19 protein-coding genes are annotated in these 19,706 nt (G+C 70.7%); 6 read left to right on the forward strand and 13 right to left on the reverse strand.

Annotation, left to right across the window (positions count from 1 at the left end; translation table 11 throughout):
- Window positions 1-18: 18 nt before the first annotated feature.
- From ACT80S_RS13295 to ACT80S_RS13310, 4 genes are all read right to left on the reverse strand, one after another.
- On the reverse strand, window positions 19-438 hold the full coding sequence (locus tag ACT80S_RS13295; protein WP_377416518.1) for an organic hydroperoxide resistance protein: 420 nt from the start codon (window positions 436-438) through the stop codon (window positions 19-21).
- Window positions 439-457: 19 nt separating this feature from the next.
- Window positions 458-910 carry a MarR family winged helix-turn-helix transcriptional regulator gene (locus tag ACT80S_RS13300; protein ID WP_377416520.1) on the reverse strand — a complete coding sequence of 151 codons (453 nt, stop codon included), beginning with the start codon at window positions 908-910 and terminating at the stop codon, window positions 458-460.
- Window positions 911-986: 76 nt separating this feature from the next.
- A complete protein-coding gene (locus ACT80S_RS13305; protein WP_377416522.1) occupies window positions 987-1,784 on the reverse strand; it encodes an ABC transporter permease in 798 nt (265 codons plus the stop codon).
- Window positions 1,785-1,786: 2 nt separating this feature from the next.
- Window positions 1,787-2,713 (reverse strand): ATP-binding cassette domain-containing protein, encoded by a 927-nt coding sequence (locus ACT80S_RS13310; RefSeq protein ID WP_377416524.1) that lies wholly within the window; start codon window positions 2,711-2,713, stop codon window positions 1,787-1,789.
- 101 nt (window positions 2,714-2,814) lie between these two features.
- Between ACT80S_RS13310 and asd the strand changes: the two genes are divergently transcribed.
- On the forward strand, window positions 2,815-3,654 hold the full coding sequence (asd, locus tag ACT80S_RS13315) for an archaetidylserine decarboxylase (protein ID WP_377416780.1): 840 nt from the start codon (window positions 2,815-2,817) through the stop codon (window positions 3,652-3,654).
- A gap of 53 nt (window positions 3,655-3,707) precedes the next feature.
- Here asd and ACT80S_RS13320 read toward each other — a convergent pair whose 3' ends face one another.
- Window positions 3,708-5,216 carry an AMP nucleosidase gene (locus ACT80S_RS13320; protein WP_377416526.1) on the reverse strand — a complete coding sequence of 503 codons (1,509 nt, stop codon included), beginning with the start codon at window positions 5,214-5,216 and terminating at the stop codon, window positions 3,708-3,710.
- 158 nt (window positions 5,217-5,374) lie between these two features.
- On the opposite strand from ACT80S_RS13320, the gene ACT80S_RS13325 reads away from it, so the two are divergent.
- The 4 genes from ACT80S_RS13325 to ACT80S_RS13340 are packed head-to-tail and all read left to right on the forward strand — an operon-like array spanning window position 5,375 to window position 8,130.
- Window positions 5,375-5,635 carry a hypothetical protein gene (locus ACT80S_RS13325; RefSeq protein ID WP_377416528.1) on the forward strand — a complete coding sequence of 87 codons (261 nt, stop codon included), beginning with the start codon at window positions 5,375-5,377 and terminating at the stop codon, window positions 5,633-5,635.
- 46 nt (window positions 5,636-5,681) lie between these two features.
- A complete protein-coding gene (locus ACT80S_RS13330) occupies window positions 5,682-6,482 on the forward strand; it encodes an MlaE family ABC transporter permease (protein WP_377416530.1) in 801 nt (266 codons plus the stop codon).
- An 8-nt stretch (window positions 6,483-6,490) separates the two neighbouring features.
- Window positions 6,491-7,474, forward strand: a complete 984-nt coding sequence (locus tag ACT80S_RS13335) for an MlaD family protein (protein ID WP_377416532.1) — start codon at window positions 6,491-6,493, stop codon at window positions 7,472-7,474.
- A complete protein-coding gene (locus ACT80S_RS13340) occupies window positions 7,471-8,130 on the forward strand; it encodes a hypothetical protein (protein ID WP_377416534.1) in 660 nt (219 codons plus the stop codon). The genes ACT80S_RS13335 and ACT80S_RS13340 overlap by 4 nt, the downstream gene beginning before the upstream one ends.
- A 49-nt stretch (window positions 8,131-8,179) precedes the next feature.
- On the opposite strand, the gene ACT80S_RS13345 is transcribed toward ACT80S_RS13340, so the two are convergent.
- The 8 genes from ACT80S_RS13345 to ACT80S_RS13380 all read right to left on the reverse strand — a co-directional run bounded on the left by ACT80S_RS13345 (window position 8,180) and on the right by ACT80S_RS13380 (window position 18,258).
- Window positions 8,180-8,728, reverse strand: coding sequence for a histone H1-like repetitive region-containing protein (locus tag ACT80S_RS13345; RefSeq protein WP_377416782.1), 549 nt, complete (start codon window positions 8,726-8,728; stop codon window positions 8,180-8,182).
- Window positions 8,729-8,943: 215 nt separating this feature from the next.
- A complete protein-coding gene (locus ACT80S_RS13350; protein ID WP_377416536.1) occupies window positions 8,944-10,134 on the reverse strand; it encodes a ribonucleotide-diphosphate reductase subunit beta in 1,191 nt (396 codons plus the stop codon).
- A gap of 142 nt (window positions 10,135-10,276) precedes the next feature.
- Window positions 10,277-13,195, reverse strand: a complete 2,919-nt coding sequence (locus ACT80S_RS13355) for a ribonucleoside-diphosphate reductase subunit alpha (RefSeq protein WP_377416538.1) — start codon at window positions 13,193-13,195, stop codon at window positions 10,277-10,279.
- Between the two features lie 281 nt (window positions 13,196-13,476).
- A complete protein-coding gene (ampD, locus tag ACT80S_RS13360; protein WP_377416540.1) occupies window positions 13,477-14,055 on the reverse strand; it encodes a 1,6-anhydro-N-acetylmuramyl-L-alanine amidase AmpD in 579 nt (192 codons plus the stop codon).
- A complete protein-coding gene (locus ACT80S_RS13365; RefSeq protein ID WP_377416542.1) occupies window positions 14,052-15,503 on the reverse strand; it encodes a sigma-54-dependent transcriptional regulator in 1,452 nt (483 codons plus the stop codon). Before ACT80S_RS13365 ends, ampD begins: the two co-directional genes overlap by 4 nt.
- A complete protein-coding gene (locus ACT80S_RS13370) occupies window positions 15,503-17,188 on the reverse strand; it encodes a sensor histidine kinase (RefSeq protein ID WP_377416544.1) in 1,686 nt (561 codons plus the stop codon). Before ACT80S_RS13370 ends, ACT80S_RS13365 begins: the two co-directional genes overlap by 1 nt.
- A 3-nt stretch (window positions 17,189-17,191) precedes the next feature.
- Window positions 17,192-17,464: a PP0621 family protein gene (locus ACT80S_RS13375; protein WP_377416546.1), complete on the reverse strand. Its 273-nt coding sequence runs from the start codon at window positions 17,462-17,464 to the stop codon at window positions 17,192-17,194.
- Window positions 17,461-18,258: a cytochrome C assembly family protein gene (locus ACT80S_RS13380; protein ID WP_377416548.1), complete on the reverse strand. Its 798-nt coding sequence runs from the start codon at window positions 18,256-18,258 to the stop codon at window positions 17,461-17,463. Before ACT80S_RS13380 ends, ACT80S_RS13375 begins: the two co-directional genes overlap by 4 nt.
- 66 nt (window positions 18,259-18,324) lie before the next feature.
- On the opposite strand from ACT80S_RS13380, the gene ffh reads away from it, so the two are divergent.
- On the forward strand, window positions 18,325-19,704 hold the full coding sequence (gene ffh, locus ACT80S_RS13385) for a signal recognition particle protein (protein ID WP_377416550.1): 1,380 nt from the start codon (window positions 18,325-18,327) through the stop codon (window positions 19,702-19,704).
- The last annotated feature ends 2 nt before the right edge of the window (window positions 19,705-19,706 follow it).

Raw genomic sequence — 19,706 nt, forward strand, 5'->3', positions numbered from 1 at the left:
TGCGGGGCTTGCGCCGGATCAAGCCAGGGTGATCTGCACGTCGACGTTGCCGCGGGTGGCGTTGGAGTAGGGGCAGACCTTGTGGGCGGCGTCCACCACCTTCTGGGCGACGGCGCGGTCCAGCGAGGGCAGGTGAACGGTCATTCGCACGGCGATGCCGAAGGCCTCCGGGATGGTGCCCAGGTCCACCTCGGCGTCCACCGCCACGTCGGCGGGCAGGGGCGCGCCGGCGATGCCGGGAGCCACGTGCTTGAGGGCGCCGATGAAGCAGGCGGAGTAGCCGGCGGCGAACAGCTGCTCGGGGTTGGTGCCGGCGCCGTTGGGGCCGGGGGGCGAGAGGCGCACGTCGAGGCGGCCGTCATCGCTGCGGGAAACGCCGTCGCGGCCGCCGGTGGAACGGGCCTTGGCGGTGTAGACGACTTTTTCGAGCTGGGTCATGGGGCTTCCTTTCAGGAGGTCAGGCGGCCAGGCGGCCGCGGAGGGTCTTCAGCTGCCGCGCGAGCGCGGCGAGTTCGGACAGGCTGCACTGGCTGGCATCGACGATGCAGCCCGGGATGGGGCGGGCGCGCGCCTTGAGCTTGCGGCCGGCCTGTGTCAGCACGACCTCCACGCGGCGCTCGTCCTCGACGCTGCGCACGCGCGCCACGAGGCCGGCGGCCTCCAGGCGTTTGAGCAGGGGCGTGAGCGTGCCCGAGTCCAGGGCCAGGCGCTCGCCGATGGCCGAGACCGAGGCACCGTCCTGCTCCCACAGCACCAGCATCACCAGGTACTGCGGGTAGGTGAGGCCCAGCTCGGCGAGCAGGGGCTTGTACACCTTGGTCATGGCCAGCGATGCCGAGTACAGGGCGAAGCACAGCTGGTTGTCCAGCAGCAGCGCCTGGTCGGCCGTGGGGAGGTCTTCGCGTCGCATGAGTCTAATTTTGCCAAATTAAATTGTGCGCAATTGAAAAGACCCGTATCACGCGGGGTGATGGCGTGGACGGGGTTCAGGCGCGGAAGCGCTTGCGGGTCAGGCCCAGGGCGAGCCAGAAGGCGCCTGCGGTATAGGCCGCCAGCACCAGCAGGTGGCGCACCGGGTGCTCGGGCCAGCGGTCCATGAACATGGGGCGCACCATCTCGACGGCGTTGGTCAGGGGCAGCCAGTCGGAGGCCAGGCGCACCAGCTCGGGCAGCTGCTCGCGCGGGAAGAAAACGCCCGAGAGGAACATCATGGGCGTGAGGAACAGGGTGAAGTAGTAGGTGAAGAAGTCGTAACCCTTGGCCAAGGCGTTGAAGATCAGCGCGATGCAGGAGAAGGTGATGCCCACCAGCCCCAGCACCACCCAGGCCACCGCCAGCTTGGGGCTGGCGCTGATGCCCAGGGCCAGCATCACGCCCAGGATGGCGGTGCTGGTGAACAGGGCCTTGTAGGCGGCCCACAGCATCTCGGCGAGGACCACGCTGTCCAGGCTGACCGGGGCGTTCATGATGCCGTCCCAGGTCTTTTGCACGTGCATGCGCGAGAACGCGGAGTACAGCGCCTCGAAGGAGGCGGCGTTCATCGCGCTCATGCAGATCGAGCCGCTGGCCAGGAACAGGATGTAGGGCACCTGCGCGCCGCCCAGTTCGACCTGCCCCACCAGCGCGCCCATGCCGTAGCCGAAGGCCACCAGCCACATCAGGGGCTCGGCGATGTTGCCCACCAGGCTCGGAATGGCGAGCTTGCGCCACACCAGCAGGTTGCGCAGGAAGACGGGCCACCAGCGCAGGGAGAGGTCGGGCGCGCGCCACGGGTTCATCTGCATCGTCAGCCCTCCTCGCGGATCTGCCGGCCGGTGAGCTTGAGGAACAGGTCCTCCAGGTTGGCCGGGCGGTGCAGGGTGCGCAGGCCGTGGTGCGCCGACAGCGCCTCCAGCAGGGCGCGCGCGTCCTGGGTGTAGAAGAAGACGGTCTCGCCGCTGACCTCGACGCGGCTGGCGAGCGCGCGCACCGGCGATTCCGCCAGGCCCAGCGCGCCGTTGCCGTAGGCCTCGACGACGTCGGGTTCCAGGTGCTGGGCGATCAGGTCGCGGGGCCGGCCCTCGGCGATCTTGTGGCCATGGTCGATCACCAGCAGGCGGCTGCACAGGCGCTCGGCCTCGTCCATGAAGTGGGTGGTCAGGAGGATGGACTTGCCCTGTTGCAGCAGCAGCTGCAGTCGCTCCCACATCAGGTGGCGGGCTTGCGGATCGAGGCCGGTGGTGGGCTCGTCGAGCATCAGCAGGCGCGGGTCGTTGACCAGGGCGCGGGCCAGGCTCAGGCGCCGGCGCATGCCGCCGGACAGCTCGCCCGGGCGGGCGTCGGCCTTGTGCGAAAGCGCGGCGAACTCCAGCAGCCGGGGGATGCGCTCGAGGATCTGCGACTTGCGCAGGCCGAAGTAGCGGCCGAAGACCAGCAGGTTCTCGGCGCAGCTGAAGTCCGGGTCCAGGGTGTCGAACTGGGAGACCACGCCCAGCTGCGACTTGATCGCCATCGCGTCGCGCGGCATGGACAGGCCCATGGCCTCGATCTCGCCGCCGTCGGGCGCCGTCAGGCCCAGGCACATGCGGATGGTGGTGGTCTTGCCGGCGCCGTTGGGGCCGATCACGCCCAGGCACTCGCCCGGCGCGATGTGGAAGGACAGGTCGTCGACCACCGTCTCGCTGCCATAGCGCTTGGTCAGGTGGCGGGCTTCGAACAGGTTCTCGGGCTGCATCGGCGACCATTGTGGCCCAGCCCGGGAGCACCCCCGCGCGCCCGTAGAATTTTGGGATCACTCCGACCAGGCCCCGCGTGTCCTTGCCCTTCTCCATCCAGATGCAGCACCTGCTGCCCCAGCAGCTGCTGACCCGCTTCGCCGGCCGCGTCGCCGAGATGCGCGGTGGCGCCGTCACCCAGGCCATCATCCGCAACTTCATCCGACGCTACGGCGTTGACATGTCGGAGGCCGCCAACCCGGACCCGGCCGCCTACCCGACCTTCAACGAGTTCTTCACCCGCGCCCTGCGCCCCGGCGTGCGGCCCATCGCCGACGCGCCCTTCGTGTGCCCGGTGGACGCGGCGATCAGCCAGTTCGGCCCGATCGAGCACGACCAGATCTTCCAGGCCAAGGGCCACAGCTATTCCACGACCGCCCTGGTGGGCGGGGACGCGGCGCTGGCGCGCCAGTTCGACCACGGCCACTTCGCCACGCTGTACCTGTCGCCCAAGGATTACCACCGCATCCACATGCCCTGCGAGGGCCGCCTGAGCCGCATGGTCTACGTGCCGGGCGACCTGTACTCGGTGAACCCGCTGACCGCGCAGCACGTGCCCGGCCTGTTCGCGCGCAACGAGCGGGTGGTGTGCGTGTTCGACACGCCCTACGGCCCTTTCGTGAACGTGCTGGTCGGCGCGACCATCGTGGGCAGCATGGCCACCGCCTGGCATGGCGTGGTGAACCCGCCGCGCACCGGCCACGTTCGCCAGTGGCGCTACGACGACCAGAAGATCGTGCTGCGCCAGGGCCAGGAAATGGGCCGCTTCCTGCTCGGGTCCACCGTGGTGATGCTGTTCCCGAAGAACGTGGTCACCTTCAACGCCGACTGGGCGCCGGCCCGGCCGGTGCGACTGGGCGAGGCGATGGCCACGCTGGCGGGGGCGATCCCGCCGGTCTGAGGCCGTCGCGCGGGGCCCCTGCCCCGGCCCCCTCCCCCAGATCGGACGGGGGGTTATTGGAAGGCGACCTCGTTGAAGCTTCGCAGCTTGCGGCTATGCAGCCGCGCGCTGCCGCCCTCGCGCAGGATCTCGATGGCCCGCATGCCGATGCGCAGGTGCTGGTCGACCCGCTCGCGGTAGAAGCGGTTGGCCATGCCGGGCAGCTTGATCTCGCCGTGCAGCGGCTTGTCGCTCACGCACAGCAGCGTGCCGTAGGGGACGCGGAAGCGGAATCCATTGGCCGAGATGGTGGCGCTCTCCATGTCCAGGGCCACCGCGCGGCTCTGGCTGAAGCGGCGCTGCGCCTGGTTGCCGGGAAGCAGCTCCCAGTTGCGGTTGTCGGTGCTGGCCACGGTGCCGGTGCGCATGATGCGCTTGAGGTCCGCGCCCTGGCAGCGGGTGACGTCGGCCACCGCCTGCTCCAGCGCCAGCTGGATGTCGGCCAGCGCGGGGATCGGCACCCACAGCGGCAGGTCCTCGTCGAGCACGTGGTCCTCGCGCACGTAGGCGTGGGCCAGCACGTAGTCGCCGAGCTGCTGGCTGTTCCGCAGGCCGGCGCAGTGCCCCAGCATCAGCCAGGCGTGCGGGCGCAGCACCGCGATGTGGTCGGTGATGGTCTTGGCGTTGGCCGGGCCCACGCCGATGTTCACCATGGTGATGCCGGCATGGCCCGGGCGAATGAGGTGGTAGGCCGGCATCTGCGGCAGGCGCGGCGGTGCCACGCCGGGGGTGGTGGGACCGTCCACCGGCGTGGCCAGGCCCGCGCGGCGCGTGACCACGTTGCCCGGCTCCACGAAGGCGGTGTATTCGCTGCCCGGGTCGGCCATGGCCTCGTGGCCCAGGCGCACGAACTCGTCGATGTAGAACTGGTAGTTCGTGAACAGCACGAAGTTCTGCACCCACTCGGGCGCGGTGCCGGTGTAATGGCGCAGGCGCTGCAGCGAGTAGTCCACCCGCGGCGCGGGGAACAGCGACAGCGGCTGCGGCTCGCCCGGCCCCGGCTCCCAGGTGCCGTTGGCGATGCCGTCGTCCATGGCGCCGAGGTCGGGCAGGTCGAACAGGTCCCGCATCAGCGCGCGGCGCTCGGGCGGCATCGTGCCCTCGATGTGGTCGTTCTCCGCGAACGAGAAATGCACCGGGATCGGCTGCGTGCTGGTGCCGATCTCCAGCTCCACGCCGTGGTTGCGGCGCAGCAGGCGGAACTGCTCGAGGTAGTAGCTGGAAAACAGGTCGGGCCGCGTGAGCGTGGTCTCGAAGCGGCCGGTGCCGGCGACGAAGCCATACGACAGGCCCAGGTTCTCGAGCGCCTCGGTGGCCTGGGGCCGCACGGTGGAATCGACGTGGATGCGCACGTAGGGGTAGCAGCCCCGCACCCGCCCGGGCAGCGCCTCGCCCGCCGTGAACCGCTGCACCGCGTCGCGCAGGTGGTCCACCTGCTGCTGGTAGATGCGGCGCACCTGCTGCAGCGCCTCGTCGGGGTCTTCGTAGCGGATGGGAGCGATGAAGGCGGGCATGAAGGGCATGGCCCCATTGTGCAACGGTGCCGCGACAGCCCGGTGTCGGCCTGCAGAGCGTGATTCCTACATCTCGTCACGACGCTCCCTGACGCTGCGGCGCGCGCCCCATCTGCCACAGTGGCCGCATCCCACCCGGCGGGACGATTCGACCAAGGAGCTTTCGCGTGAGAACTGATGCCACGGCCAACAACCCCTTTGCCCTGATGACCGACCCCGAGGCCGTGCGCCAGGTGGTGAGGCAGTCCGAGCAACTGAGCCGACTGAGCCAGCGCCAATGCCACCCGCTGGACCGGGCCGTGATCCGCAGCGCCAGCGCCGAAATCGCTGCCTTCGATGCCAAGATCGACCGCACCACCATCTACCTGCCCCCGGAGGAGGACAAGCCCTCGGGGATGTCGCGCTCCTGGGCGCGTGCGATGAACTGAGCGCCGGGCCTGCACGGCGAGGCATGCGGTCGTTATCATCGACCGCATGACGAACACTGCGGGGGTTCGTGACCTGCGGCGCGCCGTGCGCGTGCCTTTGCGCTGGCTTGCGGGCTGGGGGCGCATCGGCTGGTCCGGCGCGCTGCTCTGCGCCCTGGCCCTCTCGCCCGGCACCTGGCGCCCCGCCGTGCGGCATGCGCTGGCCCGCCACCTGGTGCTGGACACCGCCCCCATCCTGGCCGGCTTCACGGCGCTGTGCGCGCTGCTCACGCTGGTCATCACCCGCATCGTCGTCGTCACCGCACAGAGCTATGGCCTGTCGCGGTACGCGCTGGAGATGGTGATCCGCGTGCTGGTGCTGGAACTGATCCCCCTGGTCGCGGCGCTGTTCGTGGCCCTGCGCTGCACCATCCCCAACGGCGCGGCGCTGGCGGCGCTGCGGCGGGCTCGCCCCAGCGGCGCCGGGCGCGCCAATGCGCTGGACCCGCTGGCCCTGGAGGCCGTGCCCCGCATGCTGGCGGGCATGTTCTCGACCATCACCCTCGCGGCCCTGAGCTGCGCGGTGGCCACCGTGCTCGCCTACTTCGCGGTCTACGGCTTCACCGCTGCCGGCTTCGCGGGCTACACCCGCGTGTTCGGCCATGTCTTCGACGGGCCGGTCTCGCTGATCTTCGCGCTCAAGACCGCGCTGTTCGCGCTCGCGGTCTCGGTGATCCCGATGGCGACCGCGCTGCAGGAGGCGCCGGCGCGCGGCTCGCGCGAGAGCGCGGCCCTCCAGGGGCTGGTGCGCCTGTTCGCCGTGCTGCTGCTGCTCGAGGCCCTGTCCCTGGTGGGCAACTACTACTGAGGCGGCCCATGGCGGACCCGGACGAATCCTCCCTCCTGGCCTCCGAGCCCGAGCACGGGGTGCCGGTGGCGAACGTCGAGCGCAAGGCGCGCTGGCTGCTGGCGCTGGCGGCGCTGCTGGTGGTGGCCTCGACGCTGTACCTGCTGTATGCGCGCGGCTGGTTCGAGCCCACGCAGACCCTGGTGCTGGTGACCGACGACTCCGAGGGCGTGGCGGTGGGCATGGACATGACCTTCTCCGGCTTTCCGATCGGCCGCGTGCGGCGGGTGGAGCTGGGCGCGCAGGGCCATGTCCGCATCACGATCGACGTCGCGCGCAAGGACGCGCACTGGCTGCGCACCAGCAGCGTCTTCACCCTGGTGCGCGGGGTCGTGGGCGGCACCGCGATCCGCGCCTTCAGCGGCGTGCTCACCGACCCGCCGCTGCCCGACGGCGCCGAGCGGCCCGTGCTGCGCGGCGACGCCACTGCGGAGATCCCGCGCGTGATCGCCAGCGCCCGCGAGGCGCTGGAGAACGTGGTCGCCCTCACCGCGCAGGAAGGCGCGCTGCGCCAGACGCTGGCCAACCTGCAGGCGGTGAGCGAGCGTGCCCGCGGGCCGCAGGGCGCGGTGGGCGCGCTCCTGGGCAACGAGAAGGATGCGCGTGCGCTCTCCGAGGCGCTGCAGCGGGCCAACGCCCTGCTCGCGAAGGTCGACCAGATGGCGGCCCGCGCCGACACCCAGGTCTTCGGCCCCGAAGGCGCGGTGCCGGAGGCGCGCGCCGCCATCGTCCAGCTCAATGGACTGCTCGCCGACACCCGGGCGAGCCTGCGCCGGGTGGACGCGGTGCTGGCCGAGGCGCAGGCGGTGGGCGCCAACCTGCGCGGCGCCACCACCGACCTGGGCGCGCTGCGCGGGGAGGTCGAGGCGAACCTGCGCAAGATCGAAGGGCTGTTGAACGACATCCAGCGCCGTTGGCCGTTCGCGCGGGAGACGGAGGTGAAGCTGCCATGAGGCGCGCCGCCAACCGGGCCGCCGCGACCCTGTGTGCCGTGCTGGCCGGCTGCGCCGGCGGGCCGCGTGCGCCGGACTGGCAGGTCGAGGCCCACGGCGCGATCGAGCGTTACCAGCAGGCCTTCCTCACCGGCGCCTCGCGCGCTGCGGAGGCGGAGTTCGCGCGAGCCCGCGCGGCCCTGTCGGCCACGGGGGATGCCACGCAGGTGGCGCGCGCCGAGCTGGTGCGCTGCGCGCTGGAGGCCGCGAGCCTGGGACCGGCGCCGTGCCCGGGCTTCGAGGCGCTGCGCGCGGACGCGGCGGCGCCCGAGGCGGCCTATGCCGATTACCTGGCGGGCCAGCCCTTGCCCGCCGCGCGCGCGGCCTTGCTGCCGCCAGCCCACCGGGCGCTGGCGACGCAGGCCGCCGATGCCGACAGCATCGCCCGCATCGAGGACCCGCTGTCGCGGCTGGTGGCCGCGGGCGTGGCGCTGCGCGCAGGCCGCGCCACGCCGGGGATGATCGCCGCGGCCGAGGCCACCGCCTCGCGCCAGGGCTGGCGCCGGCCGCTGCTCGCGTGGCTGGGGGTGCAGGCGCGCCGCGCCGAGGCGGCGGGGGACCTGGACGCCGCGCAGCGGCTGCGCCGGCGCATCGCCCTGGCCGCCGGCGCGCCATAAAAAAACCCGGCATCTTTCGATGCCGGGTTTCGGGTCAGCCGAGGGCTGCTCAGGGCTTGCTGGCCGTCGGGAAAGGCCAGGCGGCCTGCGGGTTCAGCGTGGTCTGGGCAGCGGGCGCAGCGGCAGCAGCAGCGGCGGCGGCGGCAGGCTTGGCCTTTTTCGCAGCGGGCTTCTTCGCAGCCTTCTTGGCAGCGGGCTTCTTCGCGGCGGGCTTCTTGGCGACAGCCTTCTTCGCAGCAGCCTTCTTCGCCGGTGCGGCCTTCTTGGCAGCGGGCTTCTTGGCGGCAGCGGCCTTCTTCGCCGGAGCGGCGGCCTTCTTGGCAGCGGGCTTCTTGGCGGCAGCGGCCTTCTTCGCCGGAGCGGCAGCCTTTTTGGCGGCGGGCTTCTTGGCGGCGGCGACCTTCTTGGCCGGAGCGGCCTTCTTGGCTGCAACCTTCTTGGCGGCCACCGGCTTCTTGGCGGCGACCTTCTTCGCGGCGGGCTTCTTGGCCGCAGCGACCTTCTTCGCGGCCGGCTTCTTGGCGGCGGCGACCTTCTTGGCGGCCGGAGCCTTCTTCGCAACGGCCTTCTTGGCGGCCGGTTTCTTAGCAGTTGCCATCACTATCTCCTGTTCAAGTTGATCAACATCAACGAAAGAAGCACTCCACATCGCCCGATGGCGCCGGGAGCGATTCATGCGGCTGGGCCCGGGCCCAACTGCATGAACACCGTAGCCCGCGTGCCGCCCGGCTCTCCGGCCAGGTCGGCGCCCGCGGGCGAATCTCGTCTCAAAGCACGGCTGTGGTCGCTATCCAACTCCCGCAGTTGCCGTCGTCAATCCCAGGAAAGCGCGCCACCCGACTGGTACTCGATCACGCGGGTTTCGAAGAAATTGCGCTCTTTCTTCAGGTCAATCATTTCGCTCATCCAGGGGAAGGGGTTTTCCTCGTTGGGGAAAAGCGCTTCCAGGCCGATCTGCGTGGCGCGGCGGTTCGCGATGTAGCGCAGGTAGCCCTTGAACATGGAGGCATTGAGGCCCAGCACGCCACGCGGCATGGTGTCCTCGGCATAGCGGTACTCGAGTTCCACGGCCTTGAGGAACAGGGCCTTGATCTCGGCCTTGAACTCGGCGGTCCACAGGTGGGGGTTCTCGAGCTTCAGCTGGTTGATCAGGTCGATGCCGAAGTTGCAGTGCATCGACTCGTCGCGCAGGATGTACTGGTACTGCTCGGCGGCGCCCGTCATCTTGTTCTGGCGGCCCAGCGCCAGGATCTGGGTGAAGCCGACGTAGAAGAACAGGCCCTCCATCAGGCAGGCGAAGACGATCAGGCTCTTGAGGAGGGTCTGGTCGGCCTCGGGGGTGCCGGTGCGGAAGTCGGGGTCCATGATCGCGTCGATGAACGGGATCAGGAACTGGTCCTTGTCGCGGATGGACTGGACCTCGTGGTAGGCGTTGAAGATCTCGGACTCGTCCAGGCCCAGCGACTCCACGATGTACTGGTAGGCGTGGGTGTGGATCGCTTCCTCGAAGGCCTGGCGCAGCAGGAACTGGCGGCACTCGGGCGCCGTGATGTGGCGGTAGGTGCCCAGCACGATGTTGTTGGCGGCCAGCGAGTCGGCGGTGACGAAGAAGCCGAGGTTGCGCTTGATGATGCGGCGCTCGTCCTCGGTCAGGCCGTTCGGGTCCTTCCACGTGGCGATGTCGCGGGTCATGTTGACCTCTTGCGGCATCCAGTGGTTGGCGCAGGTGGCCAGGTACTTCTCCCAGGCCCACTTGTACTTGAACGGCACCAGCTGGTTGACGTCGGTCTGGCCGTTGATGATTCGCTTGTCGGCGGCGACGACGCGGCGCGTGCTGGCGGCTTGCGCGGACGACGCGGCGAGGGGTGCGGAGGCGGCGGTGACGGTGGCCGCCACGGGGGACAACTGGGCTTCACCGAAGGAAGCGGGACCCTGGCTGCCGGTGAAGCCGGTGCCTTGGGGAGCCTGCGATGCGGGCTTGACGTCTTCGTCCCAGGTCAACATAGATTTTCCAATGCTCTCATTATGAGAGCAGCGATGTGGAATGCAAAGTGTTCATTCACATCACTGCCCGATTCTGTTGCTCGTTTGCGTCGACGCACTGTCGGAGAAGACCGACAGCGCGCCTTCGCGTTCCATCACTGCGTCACTGGCAGGCTTCGCACGTGGGATCGTCGACGCCACAGAACTTCACGTCGGTGGCGGGGACGGCATCCATCTGCGCGCGGGCCGCGGCGGCGGCGGCCTCGAGGGCGCTCATGCCCTGGCCCTGCGACGGCGCGCCCGAGGACACGGCGTTCAGGCGGCCCGAGGTCACGGTGGACTTCTCGGTGTGCGTGGCGCTGATGGTGCGCAGGTAGTAGGTGGTCTTCAGGCCGCGGGTCCATGCCAGCTTGTAGGTGTCGTCGAGCTTCTTGCCCGAGACGCCGGCCATGTAGATGTTCAGGGATTGGGCCTGGTCGATCCACTTCTGGCGGCGGGCGGCGGCTTCCACCAGCCACTGCGGCTCCACCTCGAAGGCGGTGGCATACAGGGCCTTGATCTCCTGCGGCACGCGGTCGATCGGGCGCAGCGAGCCGTCGAAGTGCTTCAGGTCCATGACCATCACGTCGTCCCACAGGCCCAGGCGCTTGAGGTCACGCACCAGGTAGTGGTTGATGACGGTGAACTCGCCGGACAGGTTGGACTTGACCGACAGGTTGCCGAAGCACGGCTCGATCGAGGCGTCGACGCCGATGATGTTGGAGATGGTCGCCGTCGGCGCGATGGCCACGCAGTTGGAGTTGCGCATGCCGTCGGCCGCGATCTTCTTGCGCAGCGCGTCCCAGTCCAGGGTGCTGGAGCGGTCCACTTCCACGTAGCCGCCGCGGGCCTGCGCCAGCAGGTCGACGGTGTCGGGCGGCAGGATGCCCTTGTCCCACAGCGAGCCGCGGTAGCTGGAGTAGCGGCCACGCTCCTTGGCCAGCTCGGTGGAGGCCCAGTAGGCGTAGTAGCAGACGGCTTCCATCGACTTGTCGGCGAAGTCCACCGCCTCCTGCGAGGCGTAGGGGATACGCAGCTCGTACAGCGCGTCCTGGAAGGCCATGATGCCCATGCCCACCGGGCGGTGGCGCAGGTTGGAGTCACGCGCCTTCTTGACGGCGTAGTAGTTGATGTCGATCACGTTATCGAGCATGCGCATGGCCACGGAGACCGTGCGCTTGAGCTTGTCGTGGTCGATGGCGCCGTCCTTGAGGTGCTGGCGCAGGTTGATCGAGCCCAGGTTGCAGACGGCGGTCTCGGTGTCGCTGGTGTTCAGGGTGATCTCGGTGCACAGGTTGGACGAGTGCACCACGCCCACGTGCTGCTGCGGCGAGCGCACGTTGCAGGCGTCCTTGAACGTGATCCAGGGGTGGCCGGTCTCGAACAGCATGGTGAGCATCTTGCGCCACAGGTCGGCGGCCTGGACGGTCTTGCTCGGCTTGATCTCGCCGCGGCGGGCCTTCTCTTCGTAGGCGACGTAGGCCTTCTCGAACTCGGCGCCGTACAGGTCGTGCAGGTCCGGGCAGGTGGAGGGGGAGAACAGGGTCCACTCGCCCTTTTCCATGACGCGGCGCATGAACAGGTCGGGGATCCAGTTGGCCGTGTTCATGTCGTGGGTGCGGCGGCGGTCGTCACCCGTGTTCTTGCGCAGCTCGAGGAATTCCTCGATGTCCAGGTGCCAGGTCTCCAGGTAAGTGCAGACCGCACCCTTGCGCTTGCCGCCCTGGTTCACCGCCACGGCGGTGTCGTTGACGACCTTCAGGAAGGGGACCACGCCCTGCGACTCGCCGTTGGTGCCCTTGATGTGGGAGCCCAGGGCGCGCACGCGGGTCCAGTCGTTGCCCAGGCCGCCGGCGAACTTGGACAGCAGGGCGTTTTCCTTGATGGACTCGTAGATGCCGTCCAGGTCGTCCGGCACCGTGGTCAGGTAGCAGGAGGACAGCTGCGAGCGCAGCGTGCCGCTGTTGAACAGCGTCGGCGTGGACGACATGAAGTCGAAGCTGGAGAGGACTTCGTAGAACTCGATGGCGCGGGCTTCGCGGTCGATTTCGTTGAGGGCCAGGCCCATGGCGACGCGCATGAAGAAGGCCTGCGGCAGCTCGATGCGGGTCTTGCGCACGTGCAGGAAGTAGCGGTCGTACAGGGTCTGCAGGCCCAGGTAGTCGAACTGCTGGTCACGCTCGGCCTTCAGGGCGGCGCCCAGGCGGGCCAGGTCGTACTGCAGCAGCTCGGGATTGAGCAGCTCGCTGTCCACGCCCTTCTTGATGAAGGTGGGGAAGTAGTCGGCGTAGCTGGCGGCGGCCTCGGCGGGGGTGACGTCGCGGCCCAGGACCTCCTTGAAGATCGTGTGCAGCAGCAGGCGCGCGGTGGCGTAGGTGTAGTCCGGGTCCTTCTCGATCTTGGTGCGGGCGGCCAGGATGGAGGCCTTGTAGACCTCGTCCATCGGCACGCCGTCGTACAGGTTGCGCAGCGTCTCGGCGACGATGGGCTCGGCCTTCACGTCGGCGCCCAGGTTGGCGCAGGCGCTCTCGATCAGGGCCTTGAGCTGGGCGACATCCAGGGGGATGCGCTGGCCGCCGTCGGTGACATGCAGCTGGGGCTCGGCCGGCTTGGCGGCCTCGGGCTGCTTGGCGGCGCGCTCCTGGGCGCGGCGCTCGCGATACAGCACGTAGGCGCGGGCGATCTCGTGGTGGCCGCCGCGCATCAGGCCGAGTTCGACCTGGTCCTGCACGTCCTCGATGTGGAAGGTGCCGCCGCCCGGGCGCGAGCGCAGCAGGGCGCGCACCACGGCCTGGGTCAGGCCGTCGACGGTCTCACGCACGCTGGCAGAGGCGGCGCCCTGGGTGCCGTGCACCGCCAGGAAGGCCTTCATCAGCGCGATCGCGATCTTGTCCGGCGCGAAGGGCACGACCGCGCCGTTGCGTCGGATGATCTGGTAGTTGGCCAGGCCCTGGCCGGCGGCGCCGGCTTGGGACGCGGCGCCCGACGAGGCAGCGGCGCCGGTGAAGGCTTGTGCGGAGGGGGTGCTCAGGGCAGTTTGCATGGGACCTCGTGTGGTGTGTCTTCTCGTGTGTTTTGGATGGGCGCAAAGCGCACGCGCTGGGATTCGCCGGGGGTTGCGCGGTAGTGCCCGCTCACCTTTTGTGGTCGGAATTCGGCGATTCCGTGTCAACAACGCAGGCACTATATCTAGGGCCTGAGTGTATCGCAAGGCACCACATGTAGTGTTCTTGCCATTGACGAGAATTTCGCGCGCGACCTCGCGGCGGCGGCCTAGAACCTAGGGTGTGTCATCGGATTCCCTGGCCCGGGAACACGCTGAGTTCAGGAGGGCAGGGAGTCGCCGGCCCCGCCCAGGCTGCGGGCCAGCCGCGCCCAGTCGAAGCCGGGGCCCGGGTCGCGCTTGCGGCCGGGCGCGATGTGCTCGTGCCCGGCGATGTGGCGCACCGGGTAATGCTGCTGCAAGGCCGAGGCCAGGCTGGCGAGGGCCTCGTACTGCGCGGGCTCGAAGGGGTCGCCCTCCAGGCCCTCGAGCTCGATGCCGATCGAGTCGTCGTTGCAGTTGCCGCGCCCGCGCCACTGCGAGGCGCCGGCATGCCAGGCCCGCGCGTCGCAGCTGACGAACTGCCACAGCGCGCCGTCGCGTCGGATATAGAAATGCGCGGAGACCTGCAGCCCGCGGATCCCCTGGAAGTAGGGGTGGGCGTCCCAGTCCAGGGTGTTCGTGAACAGGCGCTGCACCTCGTCGCCACCGTACTGCCCGGGCGGCAGGCTGATGGAGTGGATCACCAGCAGGTCGATGCAGGCGCCGGCGGGGCGCGCGCCGAAGTTGGGCGAATCCAGCCGGCGCGCGAAGCGGTACCAGCCACCCTGGAACAGGGGCGCGGCGGGGGCTTCCCTCATGCGCGGTCGTCCGCCGCGTCGTCGGGGCCGGGCGTGGCGATGCCCAGGCGCGCGATGCGGTAGCGGATCTGGCGCAGGCTCAGGCCCAGGCGTTGCGCCGCGGCGGTGCGGTTGAAGCCGCTCTCGCGCAGGGCCCGCACCAGGATCTCGCGCTCGCGCTCGTCAAGCCAGGCCTGCAGGTCGGAGGGCAGGCCGGCGGCGGGGACGGCCTGCGCACCGGCGGCGGCCGCGGCGGGCAGGGGCGCCGGCGCGCTCACCGCGGGCTCGGCTTCGAGCGACAGGTCCAGTCCATCGCTCAGGGCCACGGCCCGGTGCAGCATGTTCTCCAGCTCGCGCACGTTGCCCGTGAGCGGCAGCGACTGCAGTTGCGCCAGCAGCCCGGGCGTCAGCGGCGGCACTGGCGTGCCGGCGTCCTGGGCGATGCGCGCGAGCAGCGCGGCGCACAGGGCCGGCAGGTCCTCGCGCCGCTCGCGCAGCGGCGGCACCAGGATCTCGATGACGTTGAGGCGGTAGTACAGGTCCTGGCGGAAGCGACCGGCCTGGACCTCGGCGGCGAGGTCCTTGTGCGTGGCGCTGAGGATGCGGGCATCGACCGCCTCCTCCTGGGTGGAGCCGATCGGGCGCACCCGGCGTTCCTGGATCGCGCGCAGCAGCCGCGACTGCATCGCCAGGGGCAGGTCGCCGATCTCGTCGAGGAACAGGGTGCCGCCATGGGCGGCCTGGAAGAAGCCGGGCCGGTCGTGGGTGGAGCCGGTGTAGGAGCCCTTGCGCGCGCCGAAGAACTCGGCCTCCAGCAGCGACTCGGGAATGGCGCCGCAGTTCACCGCCACGAAGGGGCCGGCGGCGCGGTGGCTGCAGGCGTGGATGGCGCGCGCCACCAGCTCCTTGCCGGTGCCCGACTCGCCGCGCACCAGCACCGGCGCCATGCTGCGGGCGACCTTGGCCACCCGGTCCTTGACCGAGCGCATCGCCGGGGAGTCGCCGGCCAGGCGCTCGAGCGCGGATTCGCCGCGCGGCAGCGCGGCGGCGCTGGCCCGAGGAGCGCCGGCCCGCATGCCGGCGTCGCCCTCGTGGACGGCCGAGGCCACCACGGCGCGGAACTGGCGCAGGTCCACCGGCTTGGTGAGGTAGTCGAAGGCGCCGGCCTTGAGGGCCTCGACCGCGTTCTCGGCCGACCCGTAGGCCGTCATCACGATGCAGCGTTCGGGACGCTGCTGGCGCGAGATCTCCTGCAGCAGCGACAGGCCCAGGCCGTCGGGCAGGCGCATGTCGGAGATGACCACGTCGAAGCGCCGGGCCGCGAGCATCGCGCGGGCCTCCTCCAGCGTGGCGGCGGCGTCGACGCTGTAGCCTTCACGCAGCAGGGTCAGCTCGTAGAGCGTGCGCAGGTCCGGCTCGTCGTCGACGACGAGGACCTGGGCCGCGGCGTGGGAGGCAGGCTGCTGCATCAGACGGGTATTGTGGCAGGCGAGGGTCCGGCGACATCCGCCGGCGGCGGGCGGAAACTCACGATGAAGGCGTTGCCCTCGCGCCCGTTGTCCTGCGGCGAGGGCGCGCGCCGGTAGCCGATCTGCGCGCCATGGCGCTCGCACAGCTCGCGGCAGATGTACAGGCCCAGGCCGCTGGAGCGGCTCTCGGACGAAAAGAACGGCTCGAACAGGTGACGCTGCACCGCGGGCTCCAGCGGCGCGCCGTCGCTCCAGACCACCAGCACCGCGCGGTCGGCGCCGGGCTGGGTGGTGACCTGGATCGCGTCGGCCCGGTCGCTGGCGTAGCGGCTGGCGTTGTCCAGGAGGTTCACCAGCACGCGGCGCAGGTGCTCCGGCTCGAAGGGCACGCGCGCCAGCGGCGCGCGCAGCGCCATCGCGGGGCGGCCGGGCAGGCCGGCCTGGCGCGACCAGTCCTGGCACACGGTCGCCACGCTGGCGTCCAGCGCCAGCGGCGGTGAGGGCGCGGTGTCCTGCTGCTGCACCCGCGAGACATTGAGGATCTCCTCGACGATGCGCTCCAGGCGCCGTGCGTTCTGCCCCACCAGCGCGCTGAGCTTGCGGTGGGCCGGCTCGCCCAGGTCTTCCTCGAGCAGCGCGTTGGCCTGGGTGATCGCGGCCAGCGGGTTGCGGATCTCGTGCGCCACGGCTGCCGACATCCGGCCCATCGCCGCCAGCTTCTCGGTGCGCAGGCGTGCCTCCATCTCGCGCAGGTCCTCCAGGAACATGACGCACAGGTTGCCGTCCCCGCCATCGCCGGCTGCCCGGGTGCGTACCGAGACGCGCCGCTGCTGCCCGGCGCGGCCCAGCGTGACCTCGCGCACCTGCGGGGTGCGGGTGGCCAGCGTCTGCGCCGCCAGGTCGCACAGGGCCTGCCAGCCCGGCTCGCCCTCGAGGCGGAACTGCGGGTGCGCCGCGTTCGCCCCGAGCAGCAGGCAGGCGGTGGGGTTGGCCGCGCGCACGCGGCCGTCGGCGTCGACGACGAGGATGCCGTCGGCCAGCGTCTCGATCACCAGCGCGTTGACCAGCGCCTGGGTGCGCGCGGCCTCCTGGCTGCGGCGGGCGCGGTCCTCCTCGCGGGCCAGCCGCGCGGCCAGGTGGTGCGCCAGCAGCGCCAGGGCCAGGTAGCCCGCGCCCGTGCCGGCCGCCTGCAGCAGCCGCAGCGCGCTGTCGCCGGGCACCTGCGTCGCGCGCAGCCAGGCCTCGGCCAGCATCAGCAGGCTGGCCGCCCCGGCGGTGCCGATGGCCATGGCCCTGCTGCCCAGGACCGCGGCCATCAGCACCGGCACCGCCAGCAGCGGGGTGAAGTTCAGGCCGCCTGCCTGCAGCAGCTGCAGGGCGGAGGCGCCGCCCAGGTCCAGGGCCAGGATGGCGACCCAGGTGACGTCGAGGCGGGGCCCCGGGGGGCGCGTGAGCAGGCGCACGGCCACCGCCGCCGCGGTGTAGGCGACGCAGGCCAGGAGCAGTGCGCGGTCACCGGGTGCCCCCGGCGTGGCGACCCGCAGCGCGGCCAGCAGCGCGAGCAGGCCGGCGCCGATGATCACGCGGGCGCTGGCGAAGGAGCGCCACAGGCGCAGCGGCGCGGAGTCTTCCGCCGGCGACGCGGGCGGCTGGGCCCAGGACGCGACGGAGACGGGACCTGTCATGGGTCAGCGGCGGGTGTCGGTGGGGGTCGCCCGGTACTCCTCGCGGTGCTCCGGGCTGCAGAAGAGGCGGCCCTGGGCATCGGCCACCGCGTCGGCCTGCGGCAGGTGCACCGCGCAGGCGGCGCAGCGCACCATGGCCTGGGGCTGGCCGCTGCGGGGCGCCTGGTTGCGGCCCGGCGCGCCGGCGCCGGCGCCGGGACGGGCGCCGGTCTGGCGCTGGTGCTTCCACACCAGGTAGATCACCGCCAGCACGGCGAACAGCACGAGGTACTTCATGCGGCGCGGCCCAGGACGACCTCGAGCACGAAGCGCGAGCCAACGTAGGCGAGCAGCAGCAGCAGCGAGCCCACGTACAGCCCCCGCACCGCCTTGCGGCCGCGCCAGCCGAAGCGCGCGCGCCCGAGCAGCAGGCCGGCGAAGGCGCACCAGGCCAGCACCGAGAACACGGTCTTGTGGTCCCAGCGCCAGCGGGTGCCGCCGCCGACCTCGCCGAACACCAGGCCGGCCAGCAGCGTGGCGGACAGCAGCACGAAGCCGCCGGTGGCGAAGCGGAAGGTCAGGCGCTCGAGCGTGAGCAGGGGCAGGCCGGCGTGGGCGTCGTCGGCGTGGCGGATGGCGCGCTCGGCGCGCATCATCAGCCAGGCGTGGACGACCGCGGCGGCGAACAGGCCGTAGGACGCGATGCCCAGCGCCCAGTGCAGCGGCAGCCAGGGCGAGGCGCCCACGTGCAGTGGCGTGCCGGGGAACACCAGGGCCAGCACCACGGCCGCCGAGCCCAGGCCGGCGAGGGCCCAGCGGGCCTGCAGCTGCGGGAAGACCTGGCGCTCCACCGCGTACACCGTGAGCACCAGCCAGGCGGTGACCGACAGCGCCGGCGCGAAGCCGAAGCGCGGCGCGTCCCCGAGCAGGGACCAGGCGATCACGCCGGCGTGCAGCAGCCAGGCCGCCAGCAGGGCCAGCCGCGCGGCGGAGTCGGACAGCCGCGAGGCCGCCGCCGCGGGCAGCGCGTAGGCGGCCGCCGCGGCCAGGGACAGGGCGACGCCGGCGGGGGAGGCGCTGGGTAAAATCATGGGTCCTCAGTGTAGTCCCTCGCTGCAGGCCTCCCGGCCTGCGCGACACCCCATCCTCCCACCCCCATGGCCTCCGCACTCACCGACAAACTTTCCCGCCTGGTCAAGGAAATGCGGGGCCAGGCCCGCATCACCGAAAGCAACGTGCAGGACATGCTGCGCGAGGTGCGCATGGCCCTGCTCGAGGCCGACGTGGCCCTGCCCGTGGTGCGCGACTTCATCGCCCGCGTGAAGGAGAAGGCCCTGGGCCAGGAGGTGGTGGGCTCGCTGAACCCCGGCCAGGCGCTGGTGGGCATCGTCAACCGCGAGCTCGTGGCCACCATGGGCGAGGGCGTGAGCGACATCAACCTCGCGGCCCAGCCCCCGGCGGTGATCCTGATGGCCGGCCTGCAGGGCGCGGGCAAGACCACCACCACCGCCAAGCTGGCCAAGCACCTGATCGAGAAGCGCAAGAAGAAGGTGCTCACGGTCTCGGGCGACGTCTACCGCCCCGCGGCCATCGAGCAGCTCAAGACGGTGACGGCGCAGGCCGGCGCCGAGTGGTTCCCCAGCTCGCCGGAGCAGAAGCCGCTGGACATCGCGCGCGCCGCGCTGGACCACGCCAAGCGTGGCTATTTCGACGTGCTGCTGGTGGACACCGCCGGCCGCCTCGCGATCGACGAGGCGCTGATGAACGAGATCAAGCAGCTGCACGCCACGCTGAACCCGGTGGAGACCCTGTTCGTGGTGGACGCCATGCAGGGCCAGGACGCGGTGAACACCGCCAAGGCCTTCAAGGAGGCGCTGCCCCTGACCGGCATCATCCTGACCAAGATGGATGGCGACTCCCGCGGTGGCGCGGCGTTGTCCGTGCGCCAGGTCACGGGCGCGCCGATCAAGTTCGCGGGCGTCTCCGAAAAGATCGACGGCCTGGAGGTCTTCGACGCCGAGCGCCATGCCGGGCGCATCCTGGGCATGGGCGACATCGTGGCCCTGGTGGAGCAGGTGCAGGCGGGCGTCGACGTGGACGCCGCCAAGAAGCTGGCCGAGAAGGTCAAGAGCGGCGAGGGCTTCGACCTCAACGACTTCCTCTCCCAGATCCGCCAGATGAAGAACATGGGCGGCCTGTCGCAGATGCTGGACAAGCTGCCCGCGCAGATGCAGGCCAAGGCCGGTCAGGTCGACATGGACAAGGCCGAGCGCGACATCCGCCGCAAGGAAGGCATCATCTGCAGCATGACGCCGCTGGAGCGGCGCAAGCCCGACCTGATCAAGGCCACCCGCAAGCGCCGCATCGCGGCGGGTGCGGGGGTTCAGGTCCAGGAGGTCAACCGCCTGCTCAATGAGTTCGAGCAGATGCAGGGGATGATGAAGAAGCTCAAGGGCGGCGGGCTGATGAAGATGATGAAGCGGCTCGGGGGGATGAAGGGGATGATGCCCCCCGGCATGCCCAAGCCGCCGTTCTGAGC

The sequence above is a fragment of the Ramlibacter sp. MAHUQ-53 genome, from assembly GCF_052600055.1.